Annotated in this window: 14 protein-coding genes; 11 read left to right on the top strand and 3 right to left on the bottom strand. The window is 41.2% G+C overall.

The features are described from left to right. The first annotated feature begins 13 nt into the window (after positions 1-13). Together porM and porN are read left to right on the top strand one after the other, a co-directional pair. Positions 14-1,615: a type IX secretion system motor protein PorM/GldM gene (gene porM / locus ACXIUD_RS01030; protein WP_458050785.1), complete on the top strand. Its 1,602-nt coding sequence runs from the start codon at positions 14-16 to the stop codon at positions 1,613-1,615. Positions 1,616-1,649: 34 nt separating this feature from the next. Next, positions 1,650-2,459, top strand: a complete 810-nt coding sequence (gene porN, locus ACXIUD_RS01025) for a type IX secretion system ring subunit PorN/GldN (protein WP_458050784.1) — start codon at positions 1,650-1,652, stop codon at positions 2,457-2,459. An 11-nt stretch (positions 2,460-2,470) separates the two neighbouring features. Here porN and uvrC read toward each other — a convergent pair whose 3' ends face one another. The 3 genes from uvrC to porW are packed head-to-tail and all read right to left on the bottom strand — an operon-like array spanning position 2,471 to position 9,276. Next, positions 2,471-4,279, bottom strand: a complete 1,809-nt coding sequence (gene uvrC, locus ACXIUD_RS01020; RefSeq protein WP_458050783.1) for an excinuclease ABC subunit UvrC — start codon at positions 4,277-4,279, stop codon at positions 2,471-2,473. A 50-nt stretch (positions 4,280-4,329) separates the two neighbouring features. Beyond that, positions 4,330-6,606, bottom strand: a complete 2,277-nt coding sequence (locus ACXIUD_RS01015) for a penicillin-binding protein 1A (RefSeq protein WP_458050782.1) — start codon at positions 6,604-6,606, stop codon at positions 4,330-4,332. Positions 6,607-6,627: 21 nt separating this feature from the next. Continuing rightward, positions 6,628-9,276 (bottom strand): type IX secretion system periplasmic lipoprotein PorW/SprE, encoded by a 2,649-nt coding sequence (porW, locus tag ACXIUD_RS01010; protein ID WP_458050781.1) that lies wholly within the window; start codon positions 9,274-9,276, stop codon positions 6,628-6,630. Positions 9,277-9,384: 108 nt separating this feature from the next. Here porW and ACXIUD_RS01005 point away from each other — a divergent pair, with 108 nt between their 5' ends. The 9 genes from ACXIUD_RS01005 to atpA all read left to right on the top strand — a co-directional run bounded on the left by ACXIUD_RS01005 (position 9,385) and on the right by atpA (position 15,397). Beyond that, positions 9,385-10,254 carry a M23 family metallopeptidase gene (locus tag ACXIUD_RS01005; RefSeq protein WP_458050780.1) on the top strand — a complete coding sequence of 290 codons (870 nt, stop codon included), beginning with the start codon at positions 9,385-9,387 and terminating at the stop codon, positions 10,252-10,254. Positions 10,255-10,256: 2 nt separating this feature from the next. Then, positions 10,257-10,670, top strand: a complete 414-nt coding sequence (locus tag ACXIUD_RS01000) for a bactofilin family protein (protein ID WP_458050779.1) — start codon at positions 10,257-10,259, stop codon at positions 10,668-10,670. Next, positions 10,636-10,878 carry an AtpZ/AtpI family protein gene (locus ACXIUD_RS00995; RefSeq protein ID WP_458050778.1) on the top strand — a complete coding sequence of 81 codons (243 nt, stop codon included), beginning with the start codon at positions 10,636-10,638 and terminating at the stop codon, positions 10,876-10,878. The genes ACXIUD_RS01000 and ACXIUD_RS00995 overlap by 35 nt, the downstream gene beginning before the upstream one ends. A gap of 34 nt (positions 10,879-10,912) precedes the next feature. Continuing rightward, on the top strand, positions 10,913-11,299 hold the full coding sequence (locus tag ACXIUD_RS00990) for a hypothetical protein (RefSeq protein ID WP_458050777.1): 387 nt from the start codon (positions 10,913-10,915) through the stop codon (positions 11,297-11,299). Positions 11,300-11,318: 19 nt separating this feature from the next. Beyond that, positions 11,319-12,347: a F0F1 ATP synthase subunit A gene (gene atpB / locus ACXIUD_RS00985; protein ID WP_458050776.1), complete on the top strand. Its 1,029-nt coding sequence runs from the start codon at positions 11,319-11,321 to the stop codon at positions 12,345-12,347. A 40-nt stretch (positions 12,348-12,387) separates the two neighbouring features. Continuing rightward, positions 12,388-12,648 carry an ATP synthase F0 subunit C gene (gene atpE, locus ACXIUD_RS00980; protein WP_026955099.1) on the top strand — a complete coding sequence of 87 codons (261 nt, stop codon included), beginning with the start codon at positions 12,388-12,390 and terminating at the stop codon, positions 12,646-12,648. Between the two features lie 82 nt (positions 12,649-12,730). Beyond that, positions 12,731-13,225, top strand: a complete 495-nt coding sequence (gene atpF / locus ACXIUD_RS00975; RefSeq protein WP_458050775.1) for a F0F1 ATP synthase subunit B — start codon at positions 12,731-12,733, stop codon at positions 13,223-13,225. Position 13,226: 1 nt separating this feature from the next. Next, positions 13,227-13,787: an ATP synthase F1 subunit delta gene (gene atpH / locus ACXIUD_RS00970; protein ID WP_458050774.1), complete on the top strand. Its 561-nt coding sequence runs from the start codon at positions 13,227-13,229 to the stop codon at positions 13,785-13,787. Positions 13,788-13,816: 29 nt separating this feature from the next. After that, entirely contained in the window at positions 13,817-15,397 is a 1,581-nt protein-coding gene (gene atpA / locus ACXIUD_RS00965; RefSeq protein ID WP_458050773.1) for a F0F1 ATP synthase subunit alpha, read from the top strand. Positions 15,398-15,428: the final 31 nt, after the last annotated feature.

The raw sequence follows: 15,428 nt of genomic DNA, 5'->3' as shown, positions 1-15,428 counted from the left end.
CATTTAGAAAAAAATGGCAGGGGGTAAAGAAACACCTAGACAACGGATGATTGGGATGATGTACTTGGTACTGACAGCACTGTTAGCACTACAAGTAAGTAATCAGATTCTCCAAAAGTTCGTCTTATTAAATGATGGTCTGGAAAGAACATCCAAGAATTTCATTCAGAAAAATGAGTTTACAGTTTCCTCCATAGAAGCGACTGTAGAGCAACAAGGAAATAATGAAAGAGATATCCCGAAGGTTGCAGCTGCAAGAGAGGTGAGAAAAATTACGGCAGAGACCTTTGTTTACTTGGAAGAACTTAAGCAGTTATTGATTGAGCAGTCCAATGCAAAAAATGACAATGGGCAGTTTAAAAACTCTTCTTTGAAAAACGTAGATGTTCCTGGGAATATTTTCAATAATCAGGGTAAAGGGGAAGAGATGAAATCAAAACTCAATACCTATCCAGTGGACATTAATAGAATCCTAGGTAATTTGGGTATCGAGAGTTCCTTTGGAGATATTGCAAAAGATGCCAGAGACATAGAAATCTTCCAGAATGATCGTGAGGTCAGAGATAAAAGTTTTGTGTTTTTGAACTTTGTAAAATCTCCTGTAGGTGCTGTAATGGCTTTGATTTCTCAGTATCAAAATGAGGTATTGAATATTGAAGCAGAAGCTTTGTCTCAAATTTTCTCTTCTATCGGTACTTTTTACTTCAGGTCTGATGTATTCGAAGCTAAAGTTGCAGCCAACTCTAATGTAGTAGCAGCAGGTACAAAATTTGAAGGTAGCATGTTCATTGCTTCTGCCTCTTCTTCAGCTTCTCCTAAGATGACCATCGGAGGTAGAGAGATTCCTGTAGTGAATGGTTTTGGTGAAATCAGTTTCACTGTGCCGCCAGCTGGAAATTATGATGACAGAGGTTTAGCAAGACAAACGTTGAAAGGCGAAATCACTGTAAATATTGCTGGTAAGGATTCTACGCTGACAGTTGATTATGAATACTTCGTCGCTCAACCGGTAGTAAGAGTGACTTCTGATGTGGTCAATCAATTGTATGCTGATTGTGCCAACGACCTTTTCATTGACGTACCCGCATTGGGAAATTCCTATGCGCCGCAGTTTACTGTTAATAATGGTACAGCGATCAATGGAAGTAGACCTGGTCAGGTGACGATTATTCCGGGTAACTCTGGGAAAGTTGTAATAGGCGTGAGTTCAGGAGGTAATAAAATTGATGATGTTTCTTATGATATTAAGCCCGTTCCAGCGCCATCTATTCGGTTGTTTGACGGAAGAGGTGAGATTGATATGAGTGTAGGTTATCCTGCGCCTGGCCCATCTACATTGTTGGTTAGAGCTGTTCCTGAACCGACCTTTGCCAGAACAATGGCTAGAGATTCTAATTTTGAAGTAAGTGGTGGCGATGTGACGTTGATACGTAATGAAGTCCCACGTGAAAAAGTATCCATTACTGGTGAAAATGTAGCTATTAGAAATTTATTGGCATCTGCTAGAGCTGGTGATGCGTTAGTAATTCGAGTGACTGAAGTAACACGTACTAACTTCCGAGGCAATAAGATCAAATCAAGTCAAAATGAAATCAGGATTATTCGAATTCGATAATTTGAATTGTCAGGTTTCAATAAATTAAATTGCCATGAAAAGAACAAACAAAATTATCGCACTCTTCGCATTGACCTTGGTCTTTGTGTTGGAAGGCTTTGCACAGACGGCAACGAGTGTGCAGCCCTCAAGATATGGGGACAGAAGCTTCAAAATGGACACTGTCTTCTCCATTAAGCCAATGCGAGAAGATGATAAAATGTTCACTATTGATGTTTGGAGGAGAATTGACCTTCGTGAAAAATACAATATTCCATTATACGGGACTGGTGATGCTAAACTCGATGGAATAGTTGGGAATATTTACAAGGCTGTGGTAGAGGAAAATGCATTTGAAGTGTATGCAGATGAAAGCTTTTCTAGACCGATGTCTATTTCCGAGTTTCAGTCGGAGTTTTGGTTAAATGCATTAGGTGATTCAATCTTTATGAAGCAATTGTATTACCTAGATTTCAAGGAGGATTTTATCATTGACAAACATCACTCCCAAGCAAGATTTGATATTAAATATTTGGAGTTGGTTATGCCGTCCGTTACCAATGCTAATGCGGGTCAAAAGACCATTGGATTTATTAAGTTTAAGGATTTCTATAATCATTTTAAAGATCATCCTGAGGCTAAGTGGTTCAATTTTCAGAACACATCCAAGAGTTTAGGATACGATCATGTGTTTGATGTGCGTTTGTTCAGATCTGTGGTCAGGAAATACACCAATGAAGGAAATGAGTTGTTGATAGATTTGGTGGATCCAAATAATCCAAATGCAGAATTACAAGCGTTTTTAAATGCGCTAGAGTTTGAATATAAGCTGCTAGAGTTCGAAAACGGGCTCTGGGAGTGGTAAAAAAAAGCGGGTTAATTACCCGCTTTTTTTATTTGTATTGCTTCAAAAACCAGTGACGCCTTGCTCTTACCTACCACTGCTTCAATTTCCTCCAAACTCGCTACTTCTATTTTTTTGATAGACTTGAAATGTTTCAATAGCTTTTCTGCCATTGCGTTACCTATACCTGGAATGTCTGTTAAAGAAGTATTGAAGGCTTTTTTACTTCTGATATCTCTATGAAAGGTGATGGCAAACCTGTGAGCTTCATCTCTGACGCGCTGAAGGAGTCGCAGGGACTCTGATTTTTTATCGATATGTAAAGGATATTGATCTTCAGGGAAATAGATTTCCTCCAAACGCTTGGCTATGCCTATGATAGGAATCTGTCCATAGATACCTAATGCTTTTAGTGCTTCCACGGCAGAAGACAACTGACCCTTACCTCCGTCAATGACAATCAACTTTGGTAAAGGAAGTCCTTCTTCTAATACCCGTTTGTACCGTCTACCTACTACCTCTGTCATGGAAGCAAAGTCATTTGGTCCCTCCACGGTTTTGATATGATAATGCCTGTAGTCCTTCGTAGATGGTTTGCCGTTTTTGAAATATACCATGGAAGCTACCGGATTGGTCCCTTGGATATTGGAGTTATCAAAGCATTCAATATGGTCAGGAAGTTCTTTTAAGGATAAATCCGCCTGTAGTTGTTTTAAGACCCTGTTCTTTTTATCGATTACTTCACCGGAGGCTAGAAGCTTTTCTTTCTTGTAGAATTTGGTGTTTTTAAGAGAGAGTTCTACCAATCGCTTTTTGTCTCCGATTTTAGGCGTATGGATATTAAGTCCCTCATAGGTTTCTTCTAATTCAATATTCGTAAGGATTTCTACAGAATCCGAATTGAATTGATCTCGAAGGCGGACGATTGCGATCAACAAAAGATCTGTCTCTGATTCATCCAATTTTTTCTTGAGCTCTACCGTTTTAGTGATGATGATGGAGCCATTTTTTACTTTGAGGTAGTTGACATACGCTAGCTTTTCGTCAGATTCCAAGGTGAATACATCACAGTCTGCAATAGAAGGATTGACAACCAAAGACTTTGCCTGGTATTTTTCCAATAAGTCTAGCTTTTCCTTGAAATAATGTGCCCGCTCAAAGGCCAAATTTTCCGCAGCTTCTTGCATACGCTTTTTGAAGAAGCCCTTGGCAAGCCCAAGATTTCCTTTCAAGATATGCTTTGCATGCTCCAAGTCTTCCATGTAATCGCTTTCCTTTTGCAATCCTTCACATGGACCTAGGCAATTGCCAATATGGTATTCCAGACAAACTTTGTATTTCTGTTCTCCAATTTTATATGGACTGAGATCCAATTTGCATGTGCGGATAGTGAACAAGCTTCGAATCAATTCCAAAACATTATTCATTGCTTTGACACTGGCAAATGGTCCATAGTAAGTTCCCCTATGGGGGATGAGTTTACGGGTTGGAAAAATCCTTGGGTAATTTTCTTTGGTCAGGAGTAAGTACGGATAGGTTTTATCATCCTTGAGAAGGATATTGTACTTGGGTTGACTTTTTTTGATCAGGTTGTTTTCAAGTAGCAGGGCATCAAATTCTGTATTCACGATGGTGATTTCGATGCGCTGGATTTCCCGTACCATCCTCTTGGTCTTGTGATTGATGCCGATGGCTTTAGAAAAATAAGAAGCTACTCTTTTCTTTAGGCTTTTTGCCTTTCCTACATAAATCAGTTCCTGATCAGCATTGTAATATTTGTAGACCCCTGGTAAGTCGGGCAATTGTAGATAATCGGTAACTGCGTATGAAAATGCCTCCATAAGAAATGAAAAGTGGTCAGTTACTACAACTGACCACTCTACTATTGGTTTTAGAAGTCAGACTTTCTTGGATCAAAATCGAAATCGCTGAATTTGTTGCTGTCCATTTCATAGCGATCACAATCGATTTCTATACTGAGCGGTCTTTCTGGTCTTCTGAATGGACCTTTGGTATATCCCAGACTTTGGTCGGCATATACTTTGGCCATGTATTTGACCCAAATTGGTCGGGCAGTTTGTCCACCTTGTCCACTGGTCCAGCTTCTGAAGTGAATGGCACGGTCATCACCACCTACCCAAGCACCCGAAACCAAGTCCTTACTTACTCCGATGTACCAACCATCAGAAGCATTTTGTGTGGTACCTGTTTTACCTCCCAATTCGTTTCCTTCATCACGCAAGGTCCACGGAACACCCTGAGAAGTTCCTCTTGATTCTTCAAAACCGCCTCTCAGCATGTATAACATGAGATAAGCGTGCTCCTCGCTCATAGCAGGACGCTTTTTAGGAGTGAATTGCTGAATCAGATTGCCGTTTTTGTCTTCAATTCGTTCGATATAGAAAGGCGTGATATGCTCCCCTTGGTTGACGAATGTTCCAAAAGCACCAACCATTTCATAGATGGATACATCCGATGTACCCAATGCCAAGGCTGGCACCTCTTCCAAATCGGAGGTTATACCCAAGCGATGGGCAGTCTCTACAATAATTCTTGGACTCAGTTTTTTCATCATAAAAGCTGTGATGGAGTTGATGGATTGTGCCATGGCTCTCCTGATGGTCATACTTTCGTATGAAAACTTATTATCCGCATTTTTTGGAATCCAAGCAGGTTGGCCCGGGATGTTGATTTCTACCGGTTGATCAATTACTCGATAACATGGGCTGTAGCCATTTTCAATGGCAGCTGCATATACAAAAGCTTTAAAGGTAGAGCCCGGCTGTCTCTTGCCTTGCTTTACATGGTCAAACTTGAAGTACTTATGGTTTAATCCTCCAACCCAAGCTTTGACATGTCCTGTTTCAGCTTCCACGGATACAAAGCCTGGTCTTAAGAATTTTTTATAGTACCGTAAGGAATCCATGGTGCTAAATAGCGTATCGATTTCACCCCGTTCCCAAGAGAATACCCGCATACGTTTCTTCTCATTCAGTTTTATTTCGATGGAATCGCTGTTGGCTCCATAACGAGTGACAAGATTTCTATAAACGTCCGTACGTTTGACGGCATTTTCCAAGAAGTTAGGTATTACGCGTCCATTGTTATCAATCCATGGATCACGATTGCCCATTTCACGCTCAAACTTTTTCTGCAATTCCCGCATGTGCTCATCTACTGCTTCTTCTGCATAGCGCTGCATACGGCTATCAATGGTGGTGTAAATCTTAAGTCCATCTCCAAAAATATCGTAAGGAGTTCCATCTGGCTTGAGTGTTTCCCTGGCCCATTTCAAAAGGTCAGCTTTGATGACTTCCCGAAGATGGGTAGCCAAACCTTGATTTTGGTTAGAGACCCGATAATCCAATTCAATGGGTAGTTGAACCAAGGAGTCACGTTCTGCTCTACTGATGTATCCGTATTTCTCCATTTGGAACAAAACAGTATTCCTTCTTCGAAGAGAGTTTTCAGGATTGAACACAGGGCTGTAATAAGTTGGTGCCTTAAAAAGGCCAACCAATACTGCTGATTCCTGGACCTCCAATTCATGAGGTTCCTTGTTGAAAAAGGTTTTTGATGCTGTTTTGACACCATAGGCATTACTTCCAAATTCTGAGGTATTGAGGTAAAGAGTCAATATTTCATCCTTCGTGTAAGAACGCTCCAGCTTGGCAGCCACTATCCATTCTTTGGTTTTGATGATAAGCATTCTCAAGCCTGGCACCCGGCTCAAAGCACCCTGCGATTCTAGGTTTCTTGTTTTAAATAGATTTTTGGCAGTTTGCTGAGATAATGTACTTCCTCCTCCGGCACCCTGTCTCAATATAAGGGATTTAAAAAACACCCTCCCCATACTTTTGAAATCAATACCCGAGTGACTTTCAAATCGAACATCCTCTGTCGCAATCAAGGCATTGACCAAATTGGGGGCAAGTTCGTTGTAAGTAACAGGACTTCGATTTTCCCTGAAGTAATTTCCCAGCAAAACTCCATCTGCAGAATAGAGCTCTGAGGCCAATTCTGATTGGGGGTTTTCCAAGGCTTTGAAGTCAGGTAAAGGGCCAAATAACCCTAGGAAGTTACTGCTAACTGCCCAAATAAATAAGATGAATCCTACCACTCCTATGACAAAAGATGCCCATAGAAGTTTTATGATTTTTTGTGTCATGTATAAAGTACTAATCTTTTATCAATAATTTCTTCGGAAGAATCGACGGTACTCATCCAAATCTTTCCTTTTGTTCAGCTCTTGGAAATTTCCAATGGAAATCACAAAGCTTGACTCCTTATCATCAGGTCCCAAGGAACCGGATTCGAAGCTTTCCAAGAATTTCTCCCTATATGCCAAGGCTCGTTCTGCATTGTTGAACGGACTGACGATGAAGATGACTTGCTCACGGGTTATATTCATGTTGCCCGTGCGCAGTCTTGCGTTGCTAAACTGAGAAGAATGGAAGGTTTCCATGTCTCCCAATAGTGCTTTTGCCTCTCTTGCGCGCTCTTGACTCAATGCGAGGACAAATATATGTGTTTGACTGGCACTTTCTTTATACGGACTTTCATCTTCCTCCAAATCCTCTGCATCTGCTAGATCCTCTGCATCTGCATTTTCTTCTTCAGCAGTAGTTTCTTCTTGGTTTTCAGCGACAAGCTCTTCTTCATCTCCTTTGACTACTCTTAGCATATTTCTTGCCAGTTCTTTCAACTCTGGATTTTCTGTTTGGAGGGTGTAGATTTCCAAGCGGTATTTGTAGAAGTCCATGCTGTCAATTTTTCCGGAAATCATGATGTCTAACAAGAGTAAGCGATCCGTATTTTTAGTCAAGGGGAATAGCTCCATTGTCCTGCGAATGACTCCTCGGGCTTCCTCATATTGTTTGTTTTCATACAATTCATAGGCAGTCCGGTACATTTTGGAAGATTCCACCAAGGCCGCTCCTCCCGTCAATGCATCTGGGTTGTTGACTGCAAACGTGTAGGGAGAATAAGGGAATTCCCGATTGAGTCGTTCGCTGTATAGACTCGTATTTCCTCCCAATTCCCTATTGGCCAAGAATAAAATATAATAAGCTTCCGCTTTTTTAATGGTGTTAGGATAGACGGTTATCAGGATTTCTAGGTTCTCCTTACTCATCTCATACTCGCGAAAATCAAAGAAAAGTAATTTTCCCAATTCAAAGTAAGCTAATTCCAGACCTGTGCGCATAGCCTCTAGTTGGGATTCATCCCGGGGTATTTGCGCCAAAAGGGAAGCTTTGTCTGGAATCTGTGAAAGAATATCATTGGATTCTTCTTCTTCATTCGATTCATTTGTTGCAGATTCTGGTTCATCTTCTTCTTCTGCTACATCCCTCCGGATCGTGGATTGGAAGCTTTGCACACTTCTTCTCCAGTTGTCATCCAAATTTCTATTCCCCCAAACTCGTACAAATTCAATAGCTCCCTGCTGCATGGCCAAGCTATTTTCGAAATAGAAGCTTCTGCCGCCACTTGATCCACGTCCACTAAAAGCCAATAAGTTGTCAAAAATCCCTGTGTTTTTTGGTCTTGCTTTTTCTTCTGCTTCCCTCAGTAGTCGTTCTTCTTCTTTGGCAATAAATTCATCAGCTAAGCGCTCCTGTGCTTCTGGAGAAAGTTGTGCCACCCGCAAGAGGCTGTCATTTCGCAGGATAGTTTCATAGTGAAGTACAAAATTATCCAAGCGCACCTTCTCCCGTTCGATCTGTCGGTAAGAAGCATCTACCGGACGGAAGTTGGCTAAGGCACTGTCCAAGTAATACTTGGTCGCCCGAAAATCCCGATCAATATCAAAACTGATTTCTGCCAGTTTTTGGTAGATATAACCTTTTTGAACAGGGTTTTTACCTTCTTCTTTGGCTGCTCTGACAAGTAATTCTTTTGCAGTCTCTACTTCATCCTGACGGAGTTCAAAAATGGCTTTTTCATATAAAATCACATCTTTGAGCTCCCTGTTTTTGCTGTCCTTATACAAATCGTCGAAGTAGGCACGTACCCGTTGCAGGTCCTTGCTTTTGTTGAGCTCGGCCACTTGCTGCATGTATAACTGCGCAAAGAAACTTCGCTCATAGGGAGGGTTTCCTTTTTGAGCTTGTTGATAATAGGAGTAGGCCAAGGCATCTAAGTCCTCCCGTTGGTAAAGTTGGGCAAGGATAAAGTTAATTCGGGAGCGTTCAAATCGGTCTTTACTGTATTCCAAAGCTTTATCCAAGGCTCCTATTTTACCATTGACATCTTCTCGCTTATCGTAATAGTAAGCCAAAGTTTTGTAGAGCAGGAATCGATTTTCCCGGTTGATTCCGGTTTCTTTGGATAAGTAGTCGATAACATAGGCTGCGTCGTCAAAGCTGTCCAAGTCTATAAATTGCCGCATCAGTTGAATAAGTGAGCGGTGACGGATATGTTTTTTCTTACTGTTGACGTTTAGGTAACGGAAGGTATTGGAAGCATCGTCAAATTGGGCTTCGTAGTAATCAGCCATTCCCAGAAGAAGGTAATTATCATCCACCCATTTGGAAATGCGATGCCAATCAATCGCTCTGGAGGAAAAATAGCGTACATCCTTAAGCAATTCCCTGTTTTCATCAATCAGGGCACTGTCGATGGGATAGAAGATTGGGAGCACCTGACTGAAATCCTCATTATGAGCCGCTGCTATTTTCTGTTCGAGTTCAGCGATCATCAATTTGGAATAAAACATGGCATTATACCGAGAAGTGGTATTATGGTAGGTCCTATTGATGAATGTATCCTTAGTCGAAGAACATGCGGATGCAAAAAGCAGGATAAATACAAGTACGCGTATGTGAATATGGTTCATTTTGAGCTTTGACGCAGCAAGCTTCCAAATTACTGCTTTTGATCTAATTTATTTAACGCTCTAGCTAAATATAATATTTTCAATCCAAAAAAATAACCAAATTTGAGCATGAAGCGATTTGATCTCAAAAAAATCACCCAACTCAAGTACCTTTTTGTCATTCGAAAAGAGCAGGATTTCTCTGTGCTCTCTTCATTCAGTTTGTCCGCTCTCCGCCTCCTGGTGTTGGGTGCATTTGTGTTTTTGGTAATTTTTGGACTTGCTGTTCTCAGCACCAAGACGATATTTAAGCGCTGGTTTGACGCCTCTTCTGCACAAATGGCCAATACCGAAAGAATCCTTGAATTATCTGACCAAGTTGATTCGTTATTAATAGAGGTACGAAAAAAGGAACAGTTTATCGATAACATTCAGCTCATCATCAAAGGTGAGCCCTTAGAAGTAGCAGAAGAAATCCCCACATCGCTGCCTCAAGCTAACCGATCAGAGGGGATCGTCAATCAGCAGTGGAGTGAAGGCACAAAGAAAATCATGCAGGAATTTCAATCCACCACAGCAGAGCCTTTATTGGCCAATCGGAATTCAGCGGCATCCTCTGATGCCGGAGCTGTTTTTTTCTTCACGCCTATCAAAGGGTTTGTTTCGGCCCGCTTTGACCCTGCTAATGACCACTTTGGTGTGGATGTCATTGCCAAAGGAAATGAACCTGTTTTGGCTATAGCAGATGGGACGGTAATTCTCAGCACATGGACAATCAATACCGGTTATGTTATCGGAATTCAGCATAGAGGAGAATTCCTTTCATTTTATAAACACAATTCGGTACTTTTGAAGGACGTCGGTGATGTGGTCCGTGGTGGAGACATCGTTTCCATCATAGGAAATACCGGTGACCTAAGCACAGGTTCTCACTTACACTTTGAACTGTGGCACAAAGGGTCGGCACTTAATCCCCAAGAATTTATAACCTTCGATTAAATATGTTTGGAAAGTCAGAAGAAAAATCAATCAAAGAAATTGTCAGCAGCAGTAATGTGATCTCCAAAGAGACAAAGATTACAGGTGACATTGTAGCGCAGGGAAATATCCGAATCGAAGGTACGATTGAAGGTACAGTTGCCTCCAAGAGTAAAATTGTGATTGGGGACTCTGCCTTAATCAAGGGAGATTTGAATTCTGCTGAGGCGGAAATAGCCGGTAAAGTTGCTGGTTCGGTCACTTGCTCAGAATTGTTGTATCTCAAAAGTTCCGCAGTGATTGAAGGAGATATCATTACTGTAAAATTGGTGGTGGAAAATGGTGCAGTATTTAATGGAAAATGTCAAATGAAAAGTGGGGCAATGAAAGTTTCCAAACAGCATGAAGCCAAACTCCAAGAATCGGCAGCGGGATAATCTCAATAAAATTCTCAAATACTCCGGCCTTTCCTTTCAGATTTTTGCGGTCATCGGTATTGGAACGTGGTTTGGTTGGTTTTTAGACCAAAAAACTCAGATGGTCTTCCCTTTGTGGTTATTGGTATTCGTATTTCTTTCTACGATTGCAGCATTCTACCATTTATTCGTCTCTATCAAAAATGATGATAGTGAAGATAATCCGTAGAAAAAGACCTACCTTTGCGGCATAATTCAAAATTATGCAATCCATTAAAATCCTTACTGTTCGCTTATTGATCTATTCACTGATCATTGGTGGGCTCGTTTACTTGCTCCAAGAATATATCAAACCTTCTTGGGTGCATGAGACTGTTTGGACAACCATTTCATTCTTTTTGATTTTGACCTGGTTGACAAGTGCATTTAGTCATTATTTGATAAGCATCAATCAGGAAAATTCAGTCAACATTATGCTGGGTGCTTTGGGTATCCGATTTCTAGGGAGCCTTGGCTACATTGGAATAATGCTATTTTTGGGGGTTGAAAATATAATTTTGTTTGTCGCCAATTTCTTTGCGATTTATTTGTTTTACTTATTATTTGATATGTACGGGTTAATAACTAATTTGCGCCCGATTTCAAGGTAGTTCCAAAAAAAATCTATTAATGTTACGCAGGTTCCTTTGTTTAAGCGTTTTATTATCAGCTATTTGGCTGATAAATCCAGTTACCGCGATGGCCGGAGGTGATGATAGTGATAAGACAGGCTTTATCATGCATCACATCAAAGATTCATACGAATGGCATTTCGCAACATTTGGAGACACACATTTAACTCTTTCATTGCCTGTAATCATCTATTCTTCTGATAAAGGATTGCAATTTTTTTCTTCTTCCAATTTCCAAGATCCCGTTACCCACAAATTCGGTGAAGCATATGCGCACGAAGGGTATTATATCGATGAGCACGAGCATTTGTTTAGTGTAGACGGAAGTTCTTTTATTGATCTATCGATTACCAAAAACGTAGCATTCATGTTTTTGGTTTTAATTGTTTTGATTTCTTTTGTGCTTTCTGCTGCTTCCAACTACAAAAAGAATGGAGTTGCTGCTCCGAAAGGTGCTGCGGCTATCTTAGAACCAATTGTAGTTTTTGTTAGAGACGAGATTGCTCTCAAAGCGATTGGACCAAAGTACAGAAAGTTTTTACCTTACCTTTTGACTCTCTTCTTTTTTATCTGGATTGGTAACTTACTAGGCTTGATGCCGGGTGCTGCCAACCTTACCGGTAATATCGCGGTCACTATGACCCTTGCTGTATTGACATTTATTGTAGTAAATACCAATGGAAATAAAGATTACTGGAAGCACGTATTTGCTACGCCGGGTGTTCCTGTTCCATTGTTGTTGGTAATTGTGCCTGTAGAAATCATCGGATTATTCACCAAGCCATTCGCTTTGATGGTCCGTTTGTTTGTGGCGATTACCGCGGGTCACATTGTGATCCTGGCCTTCATTGCGTTGGTATTCATTTTTGAATCTATCGCGATTGGGGTAGTAAGTACCTTGATGGTTACCTTCCTGAATGTGATCGAATTATTGGTTGCTACGATTCAGGCGTATGTGTTCACCTTGTTCTCTGCGATGTATATCGGAGGGGCTGTTGCGGAGCATGCACACGACGATCATCATTAATAAGAAATTTCTTTGTTCAATTTATAAATCACAAACACGTATGTTAACTTCAATCTTGTTGTCTGCTGGATTAGCACTAATGGGTGCTGGAATCGGTGCTGGAATCGTTGCAATTGGTGCAGGTCTTGGTATCGGTAGAATCGGTGGTCAGGCTATGGAATCTATTGCTCGTCAGCCTGAGGCTGCTGGTAAAGTTCAGACTGCCATGCTAATCATCGCGGCTCTTATTGAGGTGGTATCCCTGTTCGCAGTAGTAGTGTGTCTACTTATTGCATTGAACGCAGGTGGTCTTACCTTCTAAGAACAAAAGAAAAGGGGTCAGCGCTAGGCTGATCCCTCCTTTTAATTGAACAAATATCATTGTATCTAAACACTAGAAATACATGGATCTTATAATACCTGGCTCGGGCTTAATCATTTGGCAATTATTCGGATTTCTTGCCTTATTGTTTATTCTAACAAAGTTTGCTTGGAAGCCGATTTTGGCAGCCTTGGATGAGCGTGAAAAATCGATTGAAGATGCCCTAAAATCAGCTGAGATTGCCAGAAACGAAATGGCAAATCTAAAGGCTGAAAACGAGCGCATCCTACACGAGGCTAAAATCCAACGTGATGAAATGCTTCACAAAGCAACGGAGCATGCGAAGCAGATCATTGAGGAAGCTAAAGAAAAAGCACAACAAGAAGGTGCTATCCTTTTAGAAAATGCAAGACATGCTATCCAAACTGAGAAGAAGGCAGCCGTAGAAGAAGTGAAAGTATTGGTAGCTACTTTGTCATTGGACGTAGCAGAGAAATTGATTAAGAAAAATTATACCAGTGATGCAGCTCAGAAAGCATTGGTAGAGGAGTTTGTGAAAGATATTAAGGTAAACTGATATGTCAGATATTAAGGTAGCATCCAGATATGCCAAAGCACTCCTCGAGCTAGCGATTGAAAAAAAGCAGCTGGAAGAAGTGACTGCGGATATCAAAGAGTTTCTTGCTGTTGCTGAAGCCAATCGTGAATTTCAACTACTGCTTCATAGTCCGATTGTCAATGCTGACAAGAAGAAGAATGTGATTCATGCGCTATTTGGAAAGCATGCCAACGCGATTACCTTAAGTTTTTATGACATCGTAACGCGCAAAAATAGATCCAACGTATTGGTCAGTACAGCAAAGGAGTTTGTAAGACAATACAATGTACATAAAGGCATTCAAGTGGCCTATGTGACTACTACAATAGCTTTGACAGACGAATTGAGAAAATCATTCCAATCCATCGTGACAGAAATTTCAGGCATGGAAAAGATTGAATTGGTAGAAAAAATCAATCCTGACTTGATCGGAGGCTTTGTATTGAAAGTAAATGACAAATTACTCGACGATTCTGTCAGCGGTAAGTTAAGAACGTTAAGAACCAAATTGGCTCAACGTTACTTTGTCAAAACATATTAATCATTAGTTAACAAATAATTCAACATATAATGGCACAAGTTAGACCTGATGAGGTTTCAGCGATTTTGAGAGAGCAGCTCTCCAATGTCAAAACTGAGGCTGAACTTGAAGAAGTGGGTACCGTACTCCAGGTAGGTGACGGTGTTGCCCGTATCTATGGACTTTCCAAAGCTCAGGCAGGTGAATTGCTTGAGTTTGACAATGGCTTAAGAGCCATGGTTCTTAACCTTGAAGAAGACAATGTGGGAGCCGTTCTTTTTGGAGATTCCAAATTGGTAAAAGAAGGTGACAACGTAAAAAGAACCAAGCAGATTGCATCTATCAAGGTAGGTGAAGGTATGCTGGGTCGTGTCGTAGACACTTTGGGTAATCCTATCGATGGAAAAGGCCCTCTTCAAGGTGAATTGTATGAGATGCCTTTGGAGAGAAAAGCACCAGGGGTAATCTACAGACAGCCGGTAACAGAACCTCTTCAAACAGGTATCAAAGCGATTGACTCTATGATTCCAATCGGAAGAGGTCAGCGTGAATTGATCATCGGTGACCGTCAGACAGGTAAGACTGCTGTGGCTATCGATACTATCTTGAACCAAAAAGAATATTACGAAAAAGGTGAGCCAGTATTCTGTATCTACGTTGCTGTAGGTCAGAAGGCTTCTACTGTTGCGGGTATTGTTTCTGCTTTGGAAAAAGGCGGAGCGCTTCCGTACTCAGTGGTGGTTTCTGCTGCTGCTTCTGATCCTGCTCCGATGCAGTTTTTTGCCCCATTTACAGGTGCATGTATCGGTGAATTCTTCCGTGATACCGGACGTCCTGCACTGGTAATCTATGATGACCTTTCTAAGCAGGCAGTTGCTTACCGTGAAGTTTCCTTGTTGTTGAGAAGACCTCCGGGACGTGAAGCTTATCCGGGTGACGTTTTCTACTTGCACTCCAGACTATTGGAAAGAGCTGCAAAAATCAACGCATCCGATGAGATTGCTAAGCAAATGAATGATTTGCCTGAGTCTTTGAGACCATTGGTAAAAGGTGGTGGTTCCTTGACCGCTCTTCCGATTATCGAAACTCAAGCTGGTGACGTTTCTGCCTATATTCCGACGAACGTAATTTCCATTACGGATGGTCAGATCTTCTTGGAGACTAACTTATTCAACTCTGGTATCCGTCCTGCGATCAACGTAGGTATCTCTGTATCCCGAGTAGGTGGTAATGCACAGATCAAGTCCATGAAGAAAGTTGCCGGTACTTTGAAATTGGATCAGGCGCAGTTCCGTGAATTGGAAGCGTTTGCGAAATTCGGTTCTGACTTAGATGCATCTACGAAGAGAACTATCGAAAGAGGTAGAAGAAACCAAGAGATCTTGAAGCAAGCGCAGTATTCTCCGGTAGCGGTAGAATTGCAAGTAGCGATCATCTATGTATCCACCAAAGGTTACATCGATAACGTTCCTGTAGAAAGCGCACGTCAATTCGAGAAGGAGTTCTATAACTTGTTGAAGAGTAGCCACCCAGAGGCATTGGAACTACTTTTGAAAGGTAAAATCGATGAGGCAGGTAAAATCCTTGAAGCTGCTGCAAAGGATTTGGCAACCAAGTTTGCTAAAAAATAATTTTCTCAAGGGAGGTCTAACCCCCTCCCTT

This window comes from Mongoliitalea sp., from assembly GCF_054166905.1.
This window is presented reverse-complemented; position numbering and strand designations above follow the sequence as displayed.

Coding starts and splice junctions, on each gene's coding strand:
- porM (WP_458050785.1), top strand. CDS start 14: ATGGCAGGGGGTAAAGAAACACCTAGACAACGGATGATTGGGATGATG.
- porN (WP_458050784.1), top strand. CDS start 1,650: ATGAAAAGAACAAACAAAATTATCGCACTCTTCGCATTGACCTTGGTC.
- uvrC (WP_458050783.1), bottom strand. CDS start 4,279: ATGGAGGCATTTTCATACGCAGTTACCGATTATCTACAATTGCCCGAC.
- ACXIUD_RS01015 (WP_458050782.1), bottom strand. CDS start 6,606: ATGACACAAAAAATCATAAAACTTCTATGGGCATCTTTTGTCATAGGA.
- porW (WP_458050781.1), bottom strand. CDS start 9,276: ATGAACCATATTCACATACGCGTACTTGTATTTATCCTGCTTTTTGCA.
- ACXIUD_RS01005 (WP_458050780.1), top strand. CDS start 9,385: ATGAAGCGATTTGATCTCAAAAAAATCACCCAACTCAAGTACCTTTTT.
- ACXIUD_RS01000 (WP_458050779.1), top strand. CDS start 10,257: ATGTTTGGAAAGTCAGAAGAAAAATCAATCAAAGAAATTGTCAGCAGC.
- ACXIUD_RS00995 (WP_458050778.1), top strand. CDS start 10,636: ATGAAGCCAAACTCCAAGAATCGGCAGCGGGATAATCTCAATAAAATT.
- ACXIUD_RS00990 (WP_458050777.1), top strand. CDS start 10,913: ATGCAATCCATTAAAATCCTTACTGTTCGCTTATTGATCTATTCACTG.
- atpB (WP_458050776.1), top strand. CDS start 11,319: ATGTTACGCAGGTTCCTTTGTTTAAGCGTTTTATTATCAGCTATTTGG.
- atpE (WP_026955099.1), top strand. CDS start 12,388: ATGTTAACTTCAATCTTGTTGTCTGCTGGATTAGCACTAATGGGTGCT.
- atpF (WP_458050775.1), top strand. CDS start 12,731: ATGGATCTTATAATACCTGGCTCGGGCTTAATCATTTGGCAATTATTC.
- atpH (WP_458050774.1), top strand. CDS start 13,227: ATGTCAGATATTAAGGTAGCATCCAGATATGCCAAAGCACTCCTCGAG.
- atpA (WP_458050773.1), top strand. CDS start 13,817: ATGGCACAAGTTAGACCTGATGAGGTTTCAGCGATTTTGAGAGAGCAG.